The sequence below is a fragment of the Leptolyngbya sp. Cla-17 genome (assembly GCF_016807185.1).
Taxonomy (GTDB): Bacteria; Cyanobacteriota; Cyanobacteriia; order Leptolyngbyales; family Leptolyngbyaceae; genus ULC077BIN1.
In genome coordinates, this window is record NZ_JAEVYN010000002.1 from 77,399 (window position 1) to 94,595 (window position 17,197).

The following is a 17,197-nucleotide window of genomic DNA, read 5'->3' on the forward strand; positions in this document are numbered from 1 at the left end:
AGATTTTAAAAAAAGTGAATTCTAGGCAGAGATCACAACTCACTCTTCTATCTTTCTATCTCCGATGCTGCGATCCGGACTAAACTTCTACCTGGATCAGCAGCGGCTCGATCTCCGCCCAAGTTAACCCTTGCTGAATGTAGTGCGGTGCGTCAGGATTGTAGGGGCTGTATAGGCGATCAATCTCGATAATTCTGGCCGTATCCGGTAGCATTGGCACATCTGGATTAGAAGCAGTAGAACGAGTTAAAGAACTGGAAAAGCCCTTAAAAATAGCCACTTCATCCAGTTCGTCATCGACAATCGCCCGGACTAGCAGCAATTCTTGAGGGCGCTTGAGGGTATATTGCTCTAACCGTAAGAGTTTATTCACAGTAGTTTAGTCATACGCCAGTTGCAGAACGTCCTTGCTTACCAAGGCGAACAAATATGAAATAACCCAAATATAAAGTGTAGATTGCCAATGCTAGGGTAGCTAGCAGCCCAATTGTATAAGGCTTCATGCCGCCAATAAAATACTGTTTCAATATCCAGGGTGGCTGGAGCCAAATGCTACAAAATGGCTGATCGATCATTTGCTTTGAAGGTAAAAAGGCACATTGAAGTGCAGGAATTACCGCGATCGCGCCCACTAAACTGTAGAGCGTCACCCCCCACCGCCATGAAGTAAATGCCAGCTTCAATTGGCTCTTAGGTTGTTCATTAATCTCGTAATTCAAATCTACCCAGAACCATAAAGACAGCGGTATAAGAATTCTGGCGATCCAACCAGTCAAAAATCCTAAAGGAATTGCTCCTATGAGCAACCCCACCGTAATTGCAAGCAGGCTAGCAACCCGCCAATAAATGATCAGCAAGTGCTGAATCAACTCTGATTTTTGGACAAACGCCCAAATGAGCAACGCCAACGGGAACAGGACTGTGAACAAAACAGCCAGTCGATAATCAGTCCAAACGAGAGAAGGTAGCCAGGGTGGGCTTTGCATAACGTTATTACAAAGAAACGAGATAAATGATCGCAAAAAATAAAGTAGCTTGAATGCAGACCCGCATTCAAGCTACTTTATAAATCTTGGAGGCTACAAACCAACCAGTCCCAAAAAATTAGTACTGCTCTTAATCGTCATAAATACGGCATTCAGCAGCTTCGGGATTATCATCACAATACATTTCAAGGGAGTTTTTGGGCTTTACTTGTCGCTGATGAGAAGCTTCCGCTTGCAGTTCTTCAACGGCATCCCAAGCAGCCGCACACTCAGGTGAGCCGCCCCCTTTTATATCGCAAACTTCGCGAGCTTCTTGTAGCTCTTCTTCAATTTTTTGCTTGATGTCGCTCATGATGGATACTTTCCAGACAACTTTTTAAGGAGATATTAAGAGTGTGGGAGCTACCTCAACTGGCAGCGATGGGTCTGCCCCATGACGAGCAGGGATGATGAACCGGTCAGTGACTCATGTACCGATTATGATACAGAAGGGAAATACCCTATGTAATTTCCAATGCCAGTGTAACGCGAAGTCACCCTTCCTTGAATAAAGGCTTTGCCAGTATTGACGATTCAAGTCGATTTTGTCATCCTACTTTGTCGCAAGAATATTTACCACAACTGCATTTGCAGGAATACTGGATTAATTATAAAAAATTCCTTAAACACAGGCACTTTGACAATCCATAATAGTTTGATGAGGTCAGTCCAATGGGGGAAACTACAATGGCAGAGCCGCTAAAAAGACAAATGAAGTGGGCAAGTTTTTTATCTACCCGTCCTTCGTTGGAAGCGGCGATCGCTGAGGTGGTGCAGCAGACCCAAGCAGCGCTGCAAACTTCACCTGACTTGGCATTGATTTTTATTTCATCTGCCTTTGCAAGTGAATATTCTCGATTAATGCCCTTGCTGCAAGAGCATCTAGCAGGGGTGCCGCTGATTGGCTGCGGTGGTGCTGGAATTACAGGGACGGATCACCAGGGCAATCCTCGTGAAGTGGAAGGAGAACCTGCCTTAACTTTAATGTTGGCATCATTACCAGAGGTTCACGTCCATACGTTTCATCTATCACCCGAAGACCTACCTGATTTAGATAGTTCCCCAACGGCTTGGGTAGACGCGATTGGAATTTCTCCGGCTGAGCAGCCCCAGTTTGTGTTACTGGGTGACCCATCTTTTGGGCGATTGAATGACTTGTTGCAAGGGCTGGATTTTGCCTATGCAGGATCTACCAAAATTGGTGGTTTGCTCAGCGGCAGTATCACCAACTCTGGCGGAATTTTTTGTGATGATTGCTTGCATCACGAAGGAATGGTTGGTGTGGCACTGAGCGGCAATATTGTGCTAGAGGCGATCGTGGCCCAGGGATGCCGCCCCATCGGTCAGCCCTATCTAGTGACTGAGGGTGAGCGAAATATTATGCTAGCCCTGGATCAGGCAGATATGAGTTTTGCGTCTGCTGGAGGTGGGGCAAGAGTGTCTCAGAAGGGATCTCAGAAGGGGACACCACTGGAGGTATTGCAAGATTTGATTCAAACCCTGGATGAGGACGATCGCGAGCTAGCCCAGCATTCGTTGTTTATTGGAGTTGCCCAAAGTGAGTTTAAGCAAACATTGGAACAGGGCGATTTTTTAATTCGGCAATTGATTGGAGTTGATCCTAGAGTAGGAGCAATCGCAATTGGCGATCGAATTCGTCCCGGTCAACGCGTCCAGTTTCATCTGCGCGATGCAAAAGCTTCGGCGGAAGATCTAGAAACGCTGCTGCTCCGCTATACCTCCAGACATCCTGCTCATACTTTATCTGGCAGTGGAGCCTTAATGTTTTCTTGCACGGGAAGGGGCGAAGGGCTTTATGGCGAGCCTAATTTCGATTCTCTCTTGTTCAATCGCTACTTGCCTGCCCTTCCGCTGAGCGGCTTTTTCTGCAATGGCGAAATTGGTCCCGTTGGTGACAGCACTTTTCTACATGGGTTTACTTCGGTATTTGGAATTTTTCGGCAGCCGTGAGCCAGATGGGTAATATTTACGCTAACTTTTACATGCCTGCCTATAATTGTTGCCTCAGGTTGTTGTGCAAGAACATCATCCGGTGACCAAAATCACAGCAAATTGCTGCCACGAAAAACTTGATTTATGACTTCTGATACTTCAGTTCCCTCCTCTGCCTCACCTATTTCTGATGGTGTTCTGCCTTCTGATGGCGCTCTAGATATAGCTCCAATTAGTGTCGATTCAGAAGGCAGTGCTTCGATAGCAGTAGCCCCTGATAAACCCGCAGAGGGATTGCAAGAGCGCGATTTGCAGGTGCGGCTCAGAAGTGAGGGCGGCAAACTTTTGCTGCTGCTGCCACCGGAAATTGAGTCCGAAGAGACAAATCCTGCTAGTTCCTTAACATGGTCAGAGGTATTGCAGCAGCTTAAACAGCGGCTGAATGCAGGAGAGCGGCTATGGCAGGCAGACACATCGGTACATTTGATTGCCCGTGATCGCTTGCTGGATGGGCGACAACTTCAGGCGATCGCTGATGCCCTGACCGAAGCGCACCTCCGCCTGACTCGCGTTTATACCAGCCGCCGCCAAACCGCTGTTGCTGCTGCCACTACTGGCTACTCAGTTGAACAACAATCTTCCATTGCCCAACTGAACCCTGCGGGTGCTGAATCTGCCCAGGCGATGGAAGAACCTTTATATTTGCAAACCACACTGCGCTCTGGCGGCGATGTCCGTCATAATGGCACCGTCATCATCCTGGGAGATTTGAATCCTGGCAGCTCTGTGGTTGCCAATGGCGATATTCTCGTTTGGGGTCGCCTACGGGGCACTGCCCATGCAGGCGCAAAAGGCAATGCTCAATGCCTGATCATGGCGCTGCAAATGGAGCCAACCCAAATCCGCATTGCCGATTTTGTTGCGAGAGCACCCGAAAATCCTCCTGCTCAGTACTACCCTGAAGTTGCCTATGTTGCGCCCCAAGGCACCATCCGCATTTCCAGAGCCTTAGAGTTTTCTCGCGCTCAAGCTGTGGGCGATCGTGGAACCCTTAAATAAGGAAGCACTCTCTTTTGTGGATTATCAGCCCAAAACTAGTTAAGACTGTATTTCCCGCAACAGCCCTTACATGATGGGATGATCCTTTTACAATAGAGCACACCTTTCCGCTAGGAGGCTAACCAATGGTGATCGAAACCCAAACTAGTCAAAAAAGTCTTTACGAAACTGATTTCGTTCAATGGGTTGAAGTAACAGCCAAGCAGCTTCGGAACCAAAATTACACTGCCGTCGATTGGGCAAATCTGATCGAGGAAATTGAGGATATGTCTCGACGAGAACGAAAAGCGTTGAAAAGCAACCTCGTTGTAGTGTTGTTGCATCTCCTCAAATGGCAGTTTCAAACGGATCAGAGATCGGGCAGTTGGCGCAGCAGTATCCGTGAACATCGCCGCCGCATCAACGACGACTTGAAAGACTCACCTAGCCTGGTTCCTTACCTGCAAGAAGTTTTCGCTGAATGCTACACCAATGCTTGTGAGCAAGCGGCTGACGAAACAGGTTTACCACTCACCACCTTTCCTGAAGCTTGCCCTTACACGATCGAGCAAACTATAAATTCCGAATTCTTACCTGAGTAATATTTTTCTACTTTTAGGTACGCATATTGTGTTTCATGCTTCAAACCAACATACAAAATTAGCGATTGCAACGCAATGAACTTATTCCCAGCGTAGGTCACGTCTGATGAAGTTGAAAATCAACTTTTAAAACCTGTCACAAGCCTTTCATGGTGAGTCAACCCTTGAATAAATATCCATGCACTTAGCATTAATTGCACCCATCACTAACGTGTTGTCAGAGATTGCATACTCAAACAATTCTCCATCAGAGGAAAAGCGACTTCCATCAAGAACTGAATAATCAACCACATCAATCTCATCACCAAGCGATATGATTGCTTTTCCATCTTTGAAAAACTCTACACTCTTTCTTGGTATTTCAACTTTAAGCACAGGACATTCACCACCATATTGGACTCTATTCCATTTTCCAAGAAGGGGATTCTGAGGATTGCTTTTTTCAGCAAAGGGATTCTGAGAATTGCTGTCGTTTGCAGTTTGACTGCATGAAACCATTGATAAAGTAAGCATTACTAAAGATACAACTAACCATTTTTGAAGTTTGCAAGTCGGTAACATACACCCTCATATGCGGAAAGAGGTGGAACATCAATTAGAAACTATGCGGTAAAATGGTCACTAATTCCAATTTCAACTATAGCCAAAGCATACCTTTGCAGAGAAAACCAAAAACATCTGTCTATGACGAAATTAGATTTTTAACAAGCATAAATACTTGTCGAGTAGATCTAATTTCTTTCACTCTAAAGATGATCAGTGCGATGGAACGCTAACAATCAATTCAGACTAGACATGGCGGTTTTAAGTTCCTGATTTAGATAATAAGGCTGAAACTTTGATCAGCAATTTTAGGGTGGCTCTTTGAAGTGTGGGTAGCATCTTTAGCAGACATTGGAAGTGGCAATAGATCCTTAACCCAAAGACTCGGCTTTCACGGCAAATTCAGCTTCTAGAGTGGCTCCGGGGGCGAGATGGATCAAGCGATCGCCCGTATTTAGCGCATTTCTGCCAGCAGTCCAGGGTTCCAGGCAATAAAAATCTTTGCCCTTAACCGTCCAGAACACCACTGTAGAAAAGTCTGGGCTAAAGGTGAAGGTGAGTTTGAGGTTTTTGTTGGGATCAGTCACTGTTGCCACATGGCTCGATAGTTCAGTGAACGCCACGTCAATTTCGTCTAGCTCAAAGTCAAAGTTCCCTGTGTAAGCCTGCGACAATTTGGCACGCTGATCGTAAAATTCGCTGGAGGGAATTTGAAATTGCAGCGCCGTCTTATCAGTTACGGCAAAGTAGGGATGGAAGCCAACGGAAAAAGGCATTGGCTCGGCTGAGTGATTGGTAAACCGCTGGCTCAACGTCAACGTATCGCCCTTCAAGATATAAGTAAAGGCAAGCTCAAACTCAAAGGGATAGGCGGTACGGGTTTGTTCGGTGCTGGTTAACCCTAGAGTAAGGCTGGCTCCATCGTCGGTTGACTGCTTCACCACACTCCAAGGCAGTTCTCGCGCAAATCCATGCTGCTTAATGCTGTAATCCTTGCCGTTGTGGGTGTAGGTGTTATCCACCACATTGCCGCACAAGGGAAACAGAATCGGATTACCGCCCCGAACAGTAAGCGTTGGATCAGTAAAGCGTTCTTTATCTAAGTAAAAAATCTCTTGACCGTTCATTTGCCAACTGGTGGCGATGCCGCCGCGCTCCGGCACAATTTCTAGCGTTGTTCCAGTCGCCTCATCGGTGAGGATGTAGGTGAGATATTGGCGTTGCTCCGTTGCGATCGCGCTCATGCTTGGCTCCTTGCTCCCAAAAACACCTCACTTTAACCTATTTGGATTAATGATCCGTTAACGAGCTACCACATCATCGGCGCTTTTAATGCCACATCTTGCGTGGCAAAATCTTTTTCAGGCTCAGTCACCTGCTTTGTTTCAGCTACGGGCGCTATTTTCACTACAGATTTGGGGTGAATCTGAAAACTAACGTTGCTAGGCTGAGCCGCAGGTAACGCCGTAGAATCCACGGAATCTGTTGAGGTCGGCTGGTTGACTTGGGGAATTCCTTGATTTCCTTGCGGATTGCCTTTGAGTGGAGTTTGGCTAGGAGAATTGGTGAAGGAGTTACTAGGATTTGCGAAAGCAGGAAGTTGGGGCGCATTGGGAGAAATCACCGGAGCCTCGGTTTGGGCCGCAGGTGGCTGAGTGATATCGGCTGGGTTGCTCCTAGGTGTCGGCGTAGGAGGGCTCAATTCTCCGTAACCCGGCAGGATATCGGTATTTGCTGGATCAATCGGTGTAGGCGTACTGACTTCATCTAGGGTAGACGGTGTCGCTGGACTATTGAGGGCTTCTGGCGCGACGGTTGTTTGAGGAATCCCTACACCTGCATCAACGGCTGGAACATCAGCAGGTGGCGGAATTAAATTATCGGGTGATAACGGTGCTGGTGCCCGGTTGATGCGCGGCAGGGATGGAGAGGTTGGCAGCGTGGCAGGAGCTAGTGCCTCTGGAACAGCCGTGGGTATAGGAGTCTGGGGCGCACGGGCATCGAGTATCACAGGGGACTGCATGGGTTGCTGAAAATTGGCAGATAGCTGAGTGATGTTTTTGAGGATAGTAGCCCCGCGATCGCCCTCCGCAACTTTTGGCTGGTAGCCCGTCACCTCAACCGGCAAAAACTCTACTTTCATCTGTTTGTCTTTGAGGGAAACTTGCATCACTGCTGTTTCGTAATCGGTGCGAGAATTACCACCAAAGATGAAGTTACCCATGGAATAGGCGATCGGGCGACCTTTGTAAATCTCTGCACCTTGCAGCACATGGGGATGGTGCCCGACAATAACATCGGCACCTTGGTCAACCGTGAAATGCCCCAGCTTCACTTGCCAGTCGGCTGGAGCTTCTGCCAGTTCTTGCCCCCAGTGGAAGTTCACTATGACCCAATCCACTTGATCCCGAATAGCTTTAATGTCTTCTGCAATCCGATCTTCCTTAATCGAATTAACACCTGCTTTGTTTACTTCTGCACCGTATTCTTCTCCCCAATAGGAAAGATAGGCAATCCGTTGACCCTTCACATCAATAATTTTCGGGCGGCGGGCTTCAGTGATGTCCTTTCCGGCTCCCATATATTGAATTCCGGCAGCATCCAACGTTGTCAGCGTTTCCTTCAATCCCTCCGCTTCAAAATCCATGGTGTGGTTATTTGCCAGGCTCACCAGATCGACTCCACCAGTCGTCAGCACCTTGACCGCATCAGGATCAGCTTTGAAGTTAAACTGTTTTCCAGGCATGGCAAGGGTTGCTCTGGTCAGAGGGTTTTCCAAGTTCACCATGGATAAATCTGCCTGCTGATACTCCTTCATGGCGGCAAAAGGGCGTTGATAATCCTGACCGATGATTTCTTCAAAATGGTCTGATAGGGTGACATCCCCTGCAAACATCAGTGTCACCGTTGGGTCTTGAGGATTGGCAACTTGATTGTGCTTCCACACGGGAACGGTTTCTAAGGCAGTCCGAACGGTATCAGAGCGGGTAGGAAGATTTTTATTACCCGATTGAGAAGAGGCAGAGGCATCTGTTTGAGCGACGGGCGCTCGGCTGTAGCCCAAAAAGCCACCGACCATGATGGCGGCAGCGGCAGGTCCACCCACTAACAAGGTCCGAGCAAAACGTAGGCGGGTTTTGCGTCGAGCGGTTTTGTGAATCCGCGATCGCATCTGCTGATGGGGCTGAGAGCGATTCCGATTGGCAGGCGTGACAATCCGTACCGATTGCTTCCAAAGAATCTGTTGTGGTCTATCTGCCAACCGAACCGCAATATTGGCACCCCGAATGATTGGGGAATTCAACTGCCACAAATGATGGCAAACAAATCGCATTAGTTGCTCTTGCCAAGTGCCTTCAGGGACTTCCTGATCTGGAATAAAGGGCAATTCAATCAGCAGCCGTAGATTGGTGGGATTGCTAGAACCAACTCGTGCCTTTAGCCCATAGGGACGCAACGATTGATTAAGCCACTGCGCGATCGCCTGTAAATTTCCCCGCTGAGCGAGTTGCAACACATTCGGCGAGTATCCCAACATTGCAGACTGAACCATACCCATTCATCCTCAAACACTGCCACTAGCAGAAAATCATCTCTTTCTCGAATACAGGAGAAATTGACAACCTATTAATACTCTATATCTACCAATTTCAACCAAATTATATTCAGTAAATCACCCAAAACTTTTTAGAGAGCTTTTATTTACACAGTCGCTCTAATACTTGATCCCAATTGATCCCAAACTTTGCGCTCTAAACTTTGCACTCTACTTTGCATCTAGTCTCAATTGATTAGAGAATAGATAGAGCGTTTTACCGGGTCTAAATTTCCTTATGACTACCTTACCTGCCAACGCAAAAGATTTACTAGCTGATTTAATCGCTCGTTACCGTTCCCATGTGGACTATTTGGCGATTCGCCTAGAAGCTGCCGAAGGAACCGATATCTTACTGCGTGGAAATAAAATTGAAACGTTGAGTGAAGGAATTTCCATTGGTGGACATGTAAGGGCTTGTCATAAGGGAGGGTGGGGCTTTGCGAGCTTTAATCGGCTTGCCACACTCGAAGAGCAAGTAGAAGCAGCGATCGCTGCCGCTCGGTTAGTTGGTGATGAAGAAACCCTGCTGGCACCCGTTGATCCCATCCAAGACATCTGCATCTTTCCTTTAGTGGGCAGCGATCCACGGCAGATTTCCTTGGCGCAAAAAAAAGGTTTGTGCCAGCACTATGGAGAGATTTTGCGAAGCGTTAGCTCGCAAATTGCTACTGTTTCAGTCCGCTATGGCGACAGCGCCCAACGAACTATTTTGGCAACTTCTGATGGCACCATGCTGGAACAGTCGTGGGTCGATATGGAGATGCGCTATGCGGCGACTGCTCGCAACGGCGATCGCGTGCAAACTGGGCGTGAAACCACAGGATCTCGAAAAGCCTACGAAGATTTAAGCGGATTGGATACTCAAGTGCGTAGCGCAGCACAACGAGCAGTCGATTCTCTGGCATTACCCCCGGTCAAAGGCAATACCTACACGGTGGTAATCGATCCAGTCTTGACGGGGTTGTTTGTTCATGAAGCCTTTGGACACCTCTCTGAAGCAGACATGGCATACGAAAATCCTGATCTGCTGGAGACCATGAGCATAGGTCGGCAGTTTGGTCCAAAAGAGCTGCAAATTTTTGATGGGGCGGCCTCCGAGGGGCATCGCGGCAGCTATGACTATGATGACGAAGGCACTCCAGCTACAACCACACAATTGATCAAAGATGGTGTTCTAGTCGGACGGCTGCATTCTCGTGAGACAGCAGGTAAACTGGGGGAAACTCCAACTGGGAATGCACGCTGCCTAAACTACCATTACCCGCCGATTGTTCGCATGACGAATACTTGGATTGAACCAGGCAAAACTCCCGTTGCAGACTTGTTTGACGGCATTCGAGAAGGCGTGTATGCCTGTAACTGGCTGGGCGGAATGACCAATGGAGAAATGTTCACCTTTGCCGCTGGCGAAGCCTGGATGATTCGTGATGGCAAAATTGCTGAGCCGGTGCGCGATGTTACCCTATCGGGCAATGCCTTCAAAACTTTGGCAAATATTGAAGCGATCGGCAATGACTTTTTTTGGGATGAGTCAGGTGGCTGCGGTAAAGGCGGACAAAGCGGTTTGTCTGTGGGCTGTGGTGGTCCTAGCTTGAGAGTTCGGAATGTGGTTGTGGGCGGCGAAGCAGTTGAATAATGGGTGAGCTTCGATTTGGGCTTTGACCTGGGCGCTGTAAACCAAAAAGGGCTCAGCCGAACGGTATCGGTCGGCAAAGAGGTCAGGTGAAAATAGGAAATGCGAAGAATCCTTTAGCTTCTACCTGAACCTTAGGGAAAATCCTTCTTTGGGCTACGGTAGATTTCATCTCTATCGGGTTAGGGTTATGGGGCGCTTTGGACAAAATCCATGAAACTCCAAAGATTAGGTTGTTGCTATAGCGATAACCTATTGGCGATCGCCATCTACCACCACATCGGTGACTTGGCGAGGACAGAACCCTGAGCGTGATAAAAATAGGCAGTTTTAACCGCATTGTTGCTATCTGCTTGTTACAATGCGTTACATAATAGTTGATATCCTGGCTAGACAGCCACGAAACCTTAATCTGCAACGTTGACTGCCACTTCACCCGAGCTAAAACGACCTGTGACATATTCTCCTTTGCTTCAAACGTCTGAAAACTTGGTTGAGCCGTCGTTTTTTACTGAGGAGCCATTGCCAGCGGGTATGCTGCTCAAACCTGCTGAACCACCGCTGCCGGATACTGAAGCTCTTCGATACGACGCAGACGCGATCGCGGCGGTTTACTCTCAGCGTCCGTTGCAGGTCTTGAACCGGATTGCTCAGATTTTTCTACCGTTTCTTAGCTATGGGTTTATTTGGTGGTGGAATCGTAAAGCTCCTTCTGAGGCTCAGCAGCGCAAACAGGCAATTTGGTTGAGGGAAATTCTCACTCGTCTGGGTCCTGCTTTCATTAAAGTTGGACAGGCGCTTTCAACCCGTCCTGATTTGGTGCCGCCTACTTATCTAGATGAATTGACCCGCCTGCAAGACCAACTTCCACCATTTGATAATGCTCTTGCTTACCAATTCATCAAAGAAGAACTGGGCTTTCAACCCCATGAAATTTATGCTGAATTAACCGAAAGTCCGATCGCTGCCGCTTCTTTGGGTCAAGTTTACAAAGGCAAATTGAAAACAGGGGAAGATGTTGCAGTTAAAGTGCAGCGTCCTGGATTGTCTCAAAGCATTGCGCTAGATATGTATATCCTGCGTCGGCTTGCCGCCTTTTTGATGAAAAACGTCAAGCAGATTCGGAGTGACTTGGTTGCCATCATTGATGAATTTGCTGCCCGTATTTTTGAAGAATTAGATTATAGCCAGGAAGGACGTAACGCCGAGCGATTTGCAGACCTTTATGGCAAAATCCCCGAAATCTACGTTCCTCGGATTTATTGGCAGTACACTGGACGGCGTGTTTTGACGATGGAATGGATCACTGGCACTAAGCTGACGCAGCTAGATGCCATCCGCGAACAGGGGATTGACGCAAGCTACCTCATCTCTGTCGGAGTTCAGTGTTCTCTACGGCAGCTTTTGGAAAATGGCTTTTTCCATGCCGATCCTCACCCTGGTAATTTGCTGGCAACTCCAGACGGTAAGCTGGCTTATCTCGACTTTGGCATGATGAGTGAGGTCACTCCGGCTCAACGCTACGGGTTGATCGAGGCAGTGGTTCATTTGGTTAATCGCGATTTTGAAGGGTTAGCCAATGATTATGTCAATCTCGGTTTCTTAGACGCTGACACTGATCTAACACCGATTATTCCAGCGTTGGCGTTTGTGTTTAATGATGCTTTAGGTGCCACTGTCGCAGAGATCAACATCAAAACTATTACGGATAAATTGTCGGGCTTGATGTATGACTATCCGTTTCAGGTGCCGGCGTTTTTTGCTTTGATCATTCGATCGCTGGTCACACTGGAAGGCATTGCAATTAACGTTGATCCAGAGTTTAAGGTTTTGAGCAAAGCCTATCCCTATGTTGCCAAGCGGCTGCTGACTGATCCTGCGCCAGAACTGCGGGCTTCCCTCCGAGATTTACTGTTCAAGGATGAGAGTTTCCGGTGGAATCGTCTGGAAAATCTGTTGAGAAACGCCCGTGATAGCAGTGATTATGATTTAGGAAAAGTGCTTGATCAAAGCGTTGAGTACCTTTTCTCTTCGCGGGGCGAGCTAATTCGCTCTCAGTTGGTGGATGTAATTGTCCGGGGATTGGATACGCTGGGCAACAGCGCCTTTCGCAGCTTTACTTATACGGTGCGTGAACGGCTGGGTTTTGCTGTCACGCCTCCTGTGGTGTCCTCCACCGACCAGAAAACCTTTGAACACATTCAGCGGATTTGGGGCATCTTGCAAGAAACGTCTGGATTTGACCCACTGATGCTTTTGCCTGTGATTCCTCGGCTTTTGGTGAAATCTGAGACTCGCCAGATGGGGCAGAAGATTGCAGAAGGATTGACTCAACGGGCGCTCACTCGTCTGATCCGGGAATTTTTGCTGACGGATGAACCTGAGTCGAAAAATGGTACGCGATCTCCGAAACCACCTCAGCTAGCTCCGGCGAATAGATAGGAAAAAAACCTCTAGTCCTGGAATTGCTGGGCGTAAAATCGGGCATACCGTCCCTCTTTACTCAACAATTCTGCATGGGTGCCAGATTCTACGACATACCCCTGTTCCAATACCAAAATGCGATCAGCGCGGCGGACGGTAGCCAAGCGATGAGCAATGATAAACACAGTGCGGTTATTCATTAATCGTTCTAAGGCTTCTTGCACCAGCGCTTCGGATTCTGAGTCGAGGGCAGATGTGGCTTCATCGAGAATCAAAATGCGTGGGTTAAGCAGTACGGCCCGGGCGATCGCCAATCGCTGGCGTTGTCCACCCGACAAATTAACCCCTCGTTCACCGACCCAGGTTTGGTATCCTTCCGGAAATTCCACAATAAATTGATCAGCATTGGCGATCTTGGCAGCCGTTTCAATGGCATCTAGATCTAAGTCATTTTGCCCAAAGGCGATGTTTTGAGCAATCGTGCCAGAGAATAAAATGGTTTCCTGAGGAACGATACCAATCTGTCGGCGCAGGCTTCGTAGGCTGACATCGCAAATATTGACCCCATCTACTAAGATTTGCCCATCCTGCGGATCGTAGAAGCGCATCAGCAGGTTTGCCATGGTGGTTTTGCCAGCACCCGAATGACCGACTAAGGCGATCGCTTCTCCTGGCAACGCTAACAAACTTAGCTGCTTCAGAACAGGCTGCTCAGGCTTGTAAGCAAACTTGACATCGCGATACTCTACCTTGCCTGTAACGGGTGGTAACGGCTCGGCTCCAGGCTTTTCTACCACCGTAGGCTGCATCGATAGCAGTTCAAACACGCGGTCGAGAGAGGCTTCCCCTTGTTTAAACTCGTTGTAGTTGCCCGTCACCAACGCGATCGGATCGATCAGCATAATCACGGCTGCCAGGTAGCTGACAAAAGCGCTGCCGGTAATATTTTGAGTCGAAACCTGCCAGCCCCCAAACAGGAGCAAAAACAGTAGGGCAAAAGCTTCTAAGGAACCCACTACGGGGGCCTGAATCGCTTTTAGCTTCTCAGTTTTGTAGCGAGCAAGGCGATTCTGTTCCGCTTCCCGACTAAACCGCCCCAACATGTAATCTTCAGCGGCAAAGGCTTGCACCAAACGCATTCCGCTAAATACTTCTACTAACAGTGCAGAGAGGTTAGAAACGTTACTTTGACTCCGATAGGACAGCTTGCGGATTCGCTCTCCAAACCAGGTAATCAAAATTGCCATCACTGGCGCAATGATTAAGATTGTGAGGGTCAGTTGCCAGTTGAGATAGATCATGTATCCCAACACCACAATTAGCTGTAATAGGCTAGGCAAAAATTGATGAAAGGCTTTATTGACGACTTCGCCAATTCGGTCAATGTCTTCTGTCATCCGATAGGCAAGATCGCCACTTTGAGCAGTTTCAAAGTAGCTGAGGCTCAATCGTTGAAGATGGGAATAAACCTGAGTGCGCAACTGAAAGGCGATCGCCAAAGCAGCTTTTGCCATTAAAGTATCTTGCCCATATTGAGCAATTTTTTGCACCAAAAACGCTAAAGCAGCAATTCCAGAAATCTTTGCAATTGCTGCAACGTGTCCCAGCGCAATCGGTTTTGCCATCTCACCCGCTAACCACGCTAGAACCGGCCACATTGCCGTGAACACCAACGTGCATAGCAGAGCTTGGATGATGAGTGTTTTCTGGGGACGGATGTAAGTGAGAAGTTGCCAGTAGCGATCGCGAGCGTTCAACGTTTGCTAAATTTACTTTCTTGATAAAAATGGACAATGGAGAGAGCAGTCAAGCCGATGATAATTACCAAAATATCAATCGGTAATAAATACTGAGCCATCTTGGGAGATGAGTTATTCCCAAAAAGTATCTTCAGTGATTTAACGACCAGTGACGACCAAAATTGTTTCCAGTCGCTAACCAACATTATCTCCCACAACGGTATAGATAGAAGTGGTCGCAGTTAGGAAACAGCTTAGACCAGGTGCTTTTACAGGTATGAGGCACGTCGCTTTGAAACTTAATTTTTCCTAGATGATTGAGACTTTTTTCGTTTCCAAATCCAAAATACGAATAGCCCAAGTAAGCTAAACACAACGATTTTGGATACAGGAGCTAGCCATTGATCGACGTTTTCATAGTTGTTACCTAGCTGAAAACCTAAAAAGGTCAGCAGGGTGACCCAAAGAGTCGTGCCAAGTGTGGAATAAATCGTAAATGGAATCAACGGCATCTCATTCAAACCCGCAGGGAGAGAAATCAACGTCCGCACTCCGGGCACCAATCGGCACAGAAAGACTGCCATGTTTCCATGATGGTTGAACCATTCATTGGCTTTATCAATATCTTTTCCTGAAAGCGTCAGCCATTTGCCATATCGATCAGCAAGTAGTTTGATCCGCTCTTCGCTAATCAATTTTCCGGCGTAATACCAGGGATAGGCACCCAGAACCGTCCCAATCACTCCAGCAGCCACGGCTGGAATAAATTCCATTCTGCCTTGTGACACTGTAAAACCCGCGAACGGCATGATCAGTTCTGATGGAATGGGTGGAAACAGGTTTTCTAGAAACATGAGTAGCCCAATACCCAAATATCCCATTGAGCTCATGGTGTTGGTTACCCACTGTGCGATCGCGTCAGACATAGCTCGATTTCCTTCAGGTTGTTAGGGATGTGAACCTACAAAAGACGATTCTAAGATGAATCCTAATAGAAAGGATGCTCTAGCTCAGGCGATTCACACTGCCCGTAGAAAGAACCCATCAGTTCTGTAACAAGATGTTGGCTACAACCCTATCAATTTTTGTGCCATTCGCCATCAGAAAGCGATCGACTTCACGGCAAATTTAGGTAGGCTGACTCAGCCAGGGCAAAAAAGCAAGGATACACAGTGAGGGAAGAAAGTTTGAGTTCTCAGTGCTAAATTTTGAAGGAGAACCGCTTCACTTCAAAATGCGTCCCCTTTAATACTCATCCATTTCACAACTAAGACTCACAACTTTTCTTATTGCCCTCCATTCCCTCATCCTCATGCCTTTAGACGTTGCCCAGTTTTTCAAAGCGTGTAACCCTAGCCGCACCTTGTTCTACGCTAACCCTGTCGATCGCAAATATTATATTGATTTCTCAGCCGTGCGGGGCACCAACCTGATTCAAGAACTTCGCCGGACCATTGACTTATTACCGCAGGAAAGTACCTGTCAACTATTTACAGGGCACGTGGGCTGCGGCAAATCGACCGAGTTGCTCAGGCTGAAAGCAGAGTTGGAAGGACGAGGGTTTTTTGTGGTCTATTTCGAGTCTAGTGAAGACTTAGATATGTCGGATGTAGATGTGACAGATATTTTGCTGGCGATCGCCCATCAGGTGAGCGAGAAGCTAGAAGCTAATCAAATTCGCATCAAGCCCAACTATTTTATTAACCTGTTTGCGGAAGTGGGTGAAATTTTGCAAACCCCAATCGATATTACAGGGATGGAATTTTCTGTTGGCATCAGCAAAGTGACGGCTAAGACCAAAGATAGCCCCAAGCTACGCAGCCAACTGCGGCAATACATGGAGCCGCGTACCAACGGCATTCTCAAATCTGTGAATGAAGAATTGTTTGGCAGAGCAATTGCAGAGTTAAAGCAACGTGGCAAAAAGGGGCTGGTGGTGATTATTGATAACCTCGATCGCGTTGATGCTCGCCAACTGCAAACCGGACGCACCCAGCCAGAATATTTATTTATCGATCGCGGCGACCAACTCTCACGGCTCAACTGCCATGTGGTGTATACCATTCCCCTAGGGTTAGTGTTTTCCAATGAAAACGAAACCCTAAAGCAACGGATGGGTGGTGGCGTTTCGCCCAAAGTGCTGCCGATGGTGCCGGTGAAAAATCGCAATGGCGGTCAAGACGAGAATGGCGTTAACTTGCTGAGACATATGATTTTAGCGCGGGCATTTCCGGATATCACCGTCGATCAGCGGCTTGATTATTTGCCTCAGATCTTTGACAGTGTAGAACTGATAGACCGTCTCTGCTTAGTCAGCGGTGGGCATGTGCGAAATCTGCTTGGCTTAGTCTGGAACTGCATTCAGCAGAGCGATCCGCCCTTTTCACGGAACACGATCGAGCAAGTTATCCGAGAGCGACGAGATGGCCTGGCACGGGCGATCGATGATGAAGAATGGAACCTGATTTTTCAGGTTGTTAAAAATCAAAGCGTTAAAGGAGAAATAGAATACCAAACCTTGCTCCGCAGCATGTTTGTCTTTGAATATTACGATGCTCAGGGCGGTTGGTTTGGGATCAATCCCATTCTGACAGAGACGAAGCGGTATCAAGATTGGCTAGCTGCAAAGTCAGGCTCATAAC

At 47.7% G+C, this 17,197-nt stretch carries 14 protein-coding genes; 6 read left to right on the top strand and 8 right to left on the bottom strand.

Annotated features, from left to right (window positions below):
- Positions 1–79: 79 nt before the first annotated feature.
- From JOY44_RS11570 to JOY44_RS11580, 3 genes are all read right to left on the bottom strand, one after another.
- Positions 80–373, bottom strand: a complete 294-nt coding sequence (locus JOY44_RS11570) for a hypothetical protein (RefSeq protein WP_171573924.1) — start codon at positions 371–373, stop codon at positions 80–82.
- Between the two features lie 10 nt (positions 374–383).
- Positions 384–986 (bottom strand): DUF3177 family protein, encoded by a 603-nt coding sequence (locus tag JOY44_RS11575; protein ID WP_171573925.1) that lies wholly within the window; start codon positions 984–986, stop codon positions 384–386.
- A 130-nt stretch (positions 987–1,116) separates the two neighbouring features.
- Positions 1,117–1,338 carry a Calvin cycle protein CP12 gene (locus tag JOY44_RS11580; RefSeq protein ID WP_171573926.1) on the bottom strand — a complete coding sequence of 74 codons (222 nt, stop codon included), beginning with the start codon at positions 1,336–1,338 and terminating at the stop codon, positions 1,117–1,119.
- 359 nt (positions 1,339–1,697) lie between these two features.
- On the opposite strand from JOY44_RS11580, the gene JOY44_RS11585 reads away from it, so the two are divergent.
- From JOY44_RS11585 to JOY44_RS11595, 3 genes are all read left to right on the top strand, one after another.
- Positions 1,698–2,996, top strand: a complete 1,299-nt coding sequence (locus tag JOY44_RS11585) for an FIST N-terminal domain-containing protein (RefSeq protein ID WP_197985201.1) — start codon at positions 1,698–1,700, stop codon at positions 2,994–2,996.
- Between the two features lie 126 nt (positions 2,997–3,122).
- The gene (gene minC, locus JOY44_RS11590; RefSeq protein ID WP_171573927.1) at positions 3,123–4,037 is read left to right on the top strand and encodes a septum site-determining protein MinC; all 915 of its coding nucleotides are present in this window, start codon (positions 3,123–3,125) and stop codon (positions 4,035–4,037) included.
- 125 nt (positions 4,038–4,162) lie between these two features.
- Positions 4,163–4,618, top strand: coding sequence for a DUF29 domain-containing protein (locus JOY44_RS11595; RefSeq protein ID WP_171573928.1), 456 nt, complete (start codon positions 4,163–4,165; stop codon positions 4,616–4,618).
- A 147-nt stretch (positions 4,619–4,765) separates the two neighbouring features.
- On the opposite strand, the gene JOY44_RS11600 is transcribed toward JOY44_RS11595, so the two are convergent.
- The 3 genes from JOY44_RS11600 to JOY44_RS11610 form a co-directional block, all read right to left on the bottom strand.
- Complete coding sequence (locus JOY44_RS11600; protein WP_171573929.1) at positions 4,766–5,179, bottom strand: hypothetical protein; 414 nt, start codon at positions 5,177–5,179, stop codon at positions 4,766–4,768.
- Between the two features lie 353 nt (positions 5,180–5,532).
- A complete protein-coding gene (locus JOY44_RS11605) occupies positions 5,533–6,405 on the bottom strand; it encodes an aldose epimerase (RefSeq protein WP_171573930.1) in 873 nt (290 codons plus the stop codon).
- Positions 6,406–6,470: 65 nt separating this feature from the next.
- Positions 6,471–8,714: a CapA family protein gene (locus JOY44_RS11610; protein WP_171573931.1), complete on the bottom strand. Its 2,244-nt coding sequence runs from the start codon at positions 8,712–8,714 to the stop codon at positions 6,471–6,473.
- 280 nt (positions 8,715–8,994) lie between these two features.
- On the opposite strand from JOY44_RS11610, the gene JOY44_RS11615 reads away from it, so the two are divergent.
- Positions 8,995–10,395, top strand: a complete 1,401-nt coding sequence (locus JOY44_RS11615) for a TldD/PmbA family protein (RefSeq protein WP_171573932.1) — start codon at positions 8,995–8,997, stop codon at positions 10,393–10,395.
- 450 nt (positions 10,396–10,845) lie between these two features.
- Positions 10,846–12,834, top strand: coding sequence for an ABC1 kinase family protein (locus JOY44_RS11620; RefSeq protein ID WP_197985203.1), 1,989 nt, complete (start codon positions 10,846–10,848; stop codon positions 12,832–12,834).
- Positions 12,835–12,845: 11 nt separating this feature from the next.
- On the opposite strand, the gene JOY44_RS11625 is transcribed toward JOY44_RS11620, so the two are convergent.
- Together JOY44_RS11625 and JOY44_RS11630 are read right to left on the bottom strand one after the other, a co-directional pair.
- Positions 12,846–14,573 (bottom strand): ABC transporter ATP-binding protein, encoded by a 1,728-nt coding sequence (locus JOY44_RS11625; RefSeq protein ID WP_171573933.1) that lies wholly within the window; start codon positions 14,571–14,573, stop codon positions 12,846–12,848.
- Positions 14,574–14,854: 281 nt separating this feature from the next.
- On the bottom strand, positions 14,855–15,481 hold the full coding sequence (locus tag JOY44_RS11630) for a DedA family protein (RefSeq protein WP_197985205.1): 627 nt from the start codon (positions 15,479–15,481) through the stop codon (positions 14,855–14,857).
- Positions 15,482–15,867: 386 nt separating this feature from the next.
- On the opposite strand from JOY44_RS11630, the gene JOY44_RS11635 reads away from it, so the two are divergent.
- Positions 15,868–17,196 carry a P-loop NTPase fold protein gene (locus tag JOY44_RS11635; RefSeq protein WP_171573934.1) on the top strand — a complete coding sequence of 443 codons (1,329 nt, stop codon included), beginning with the start codon at positions 15,868–15,870 and terminating at the stop codon, positions 17,194–17,196.
- The last annotated feature ends 1 nt before the right edge of the window (position 17,197 follow it).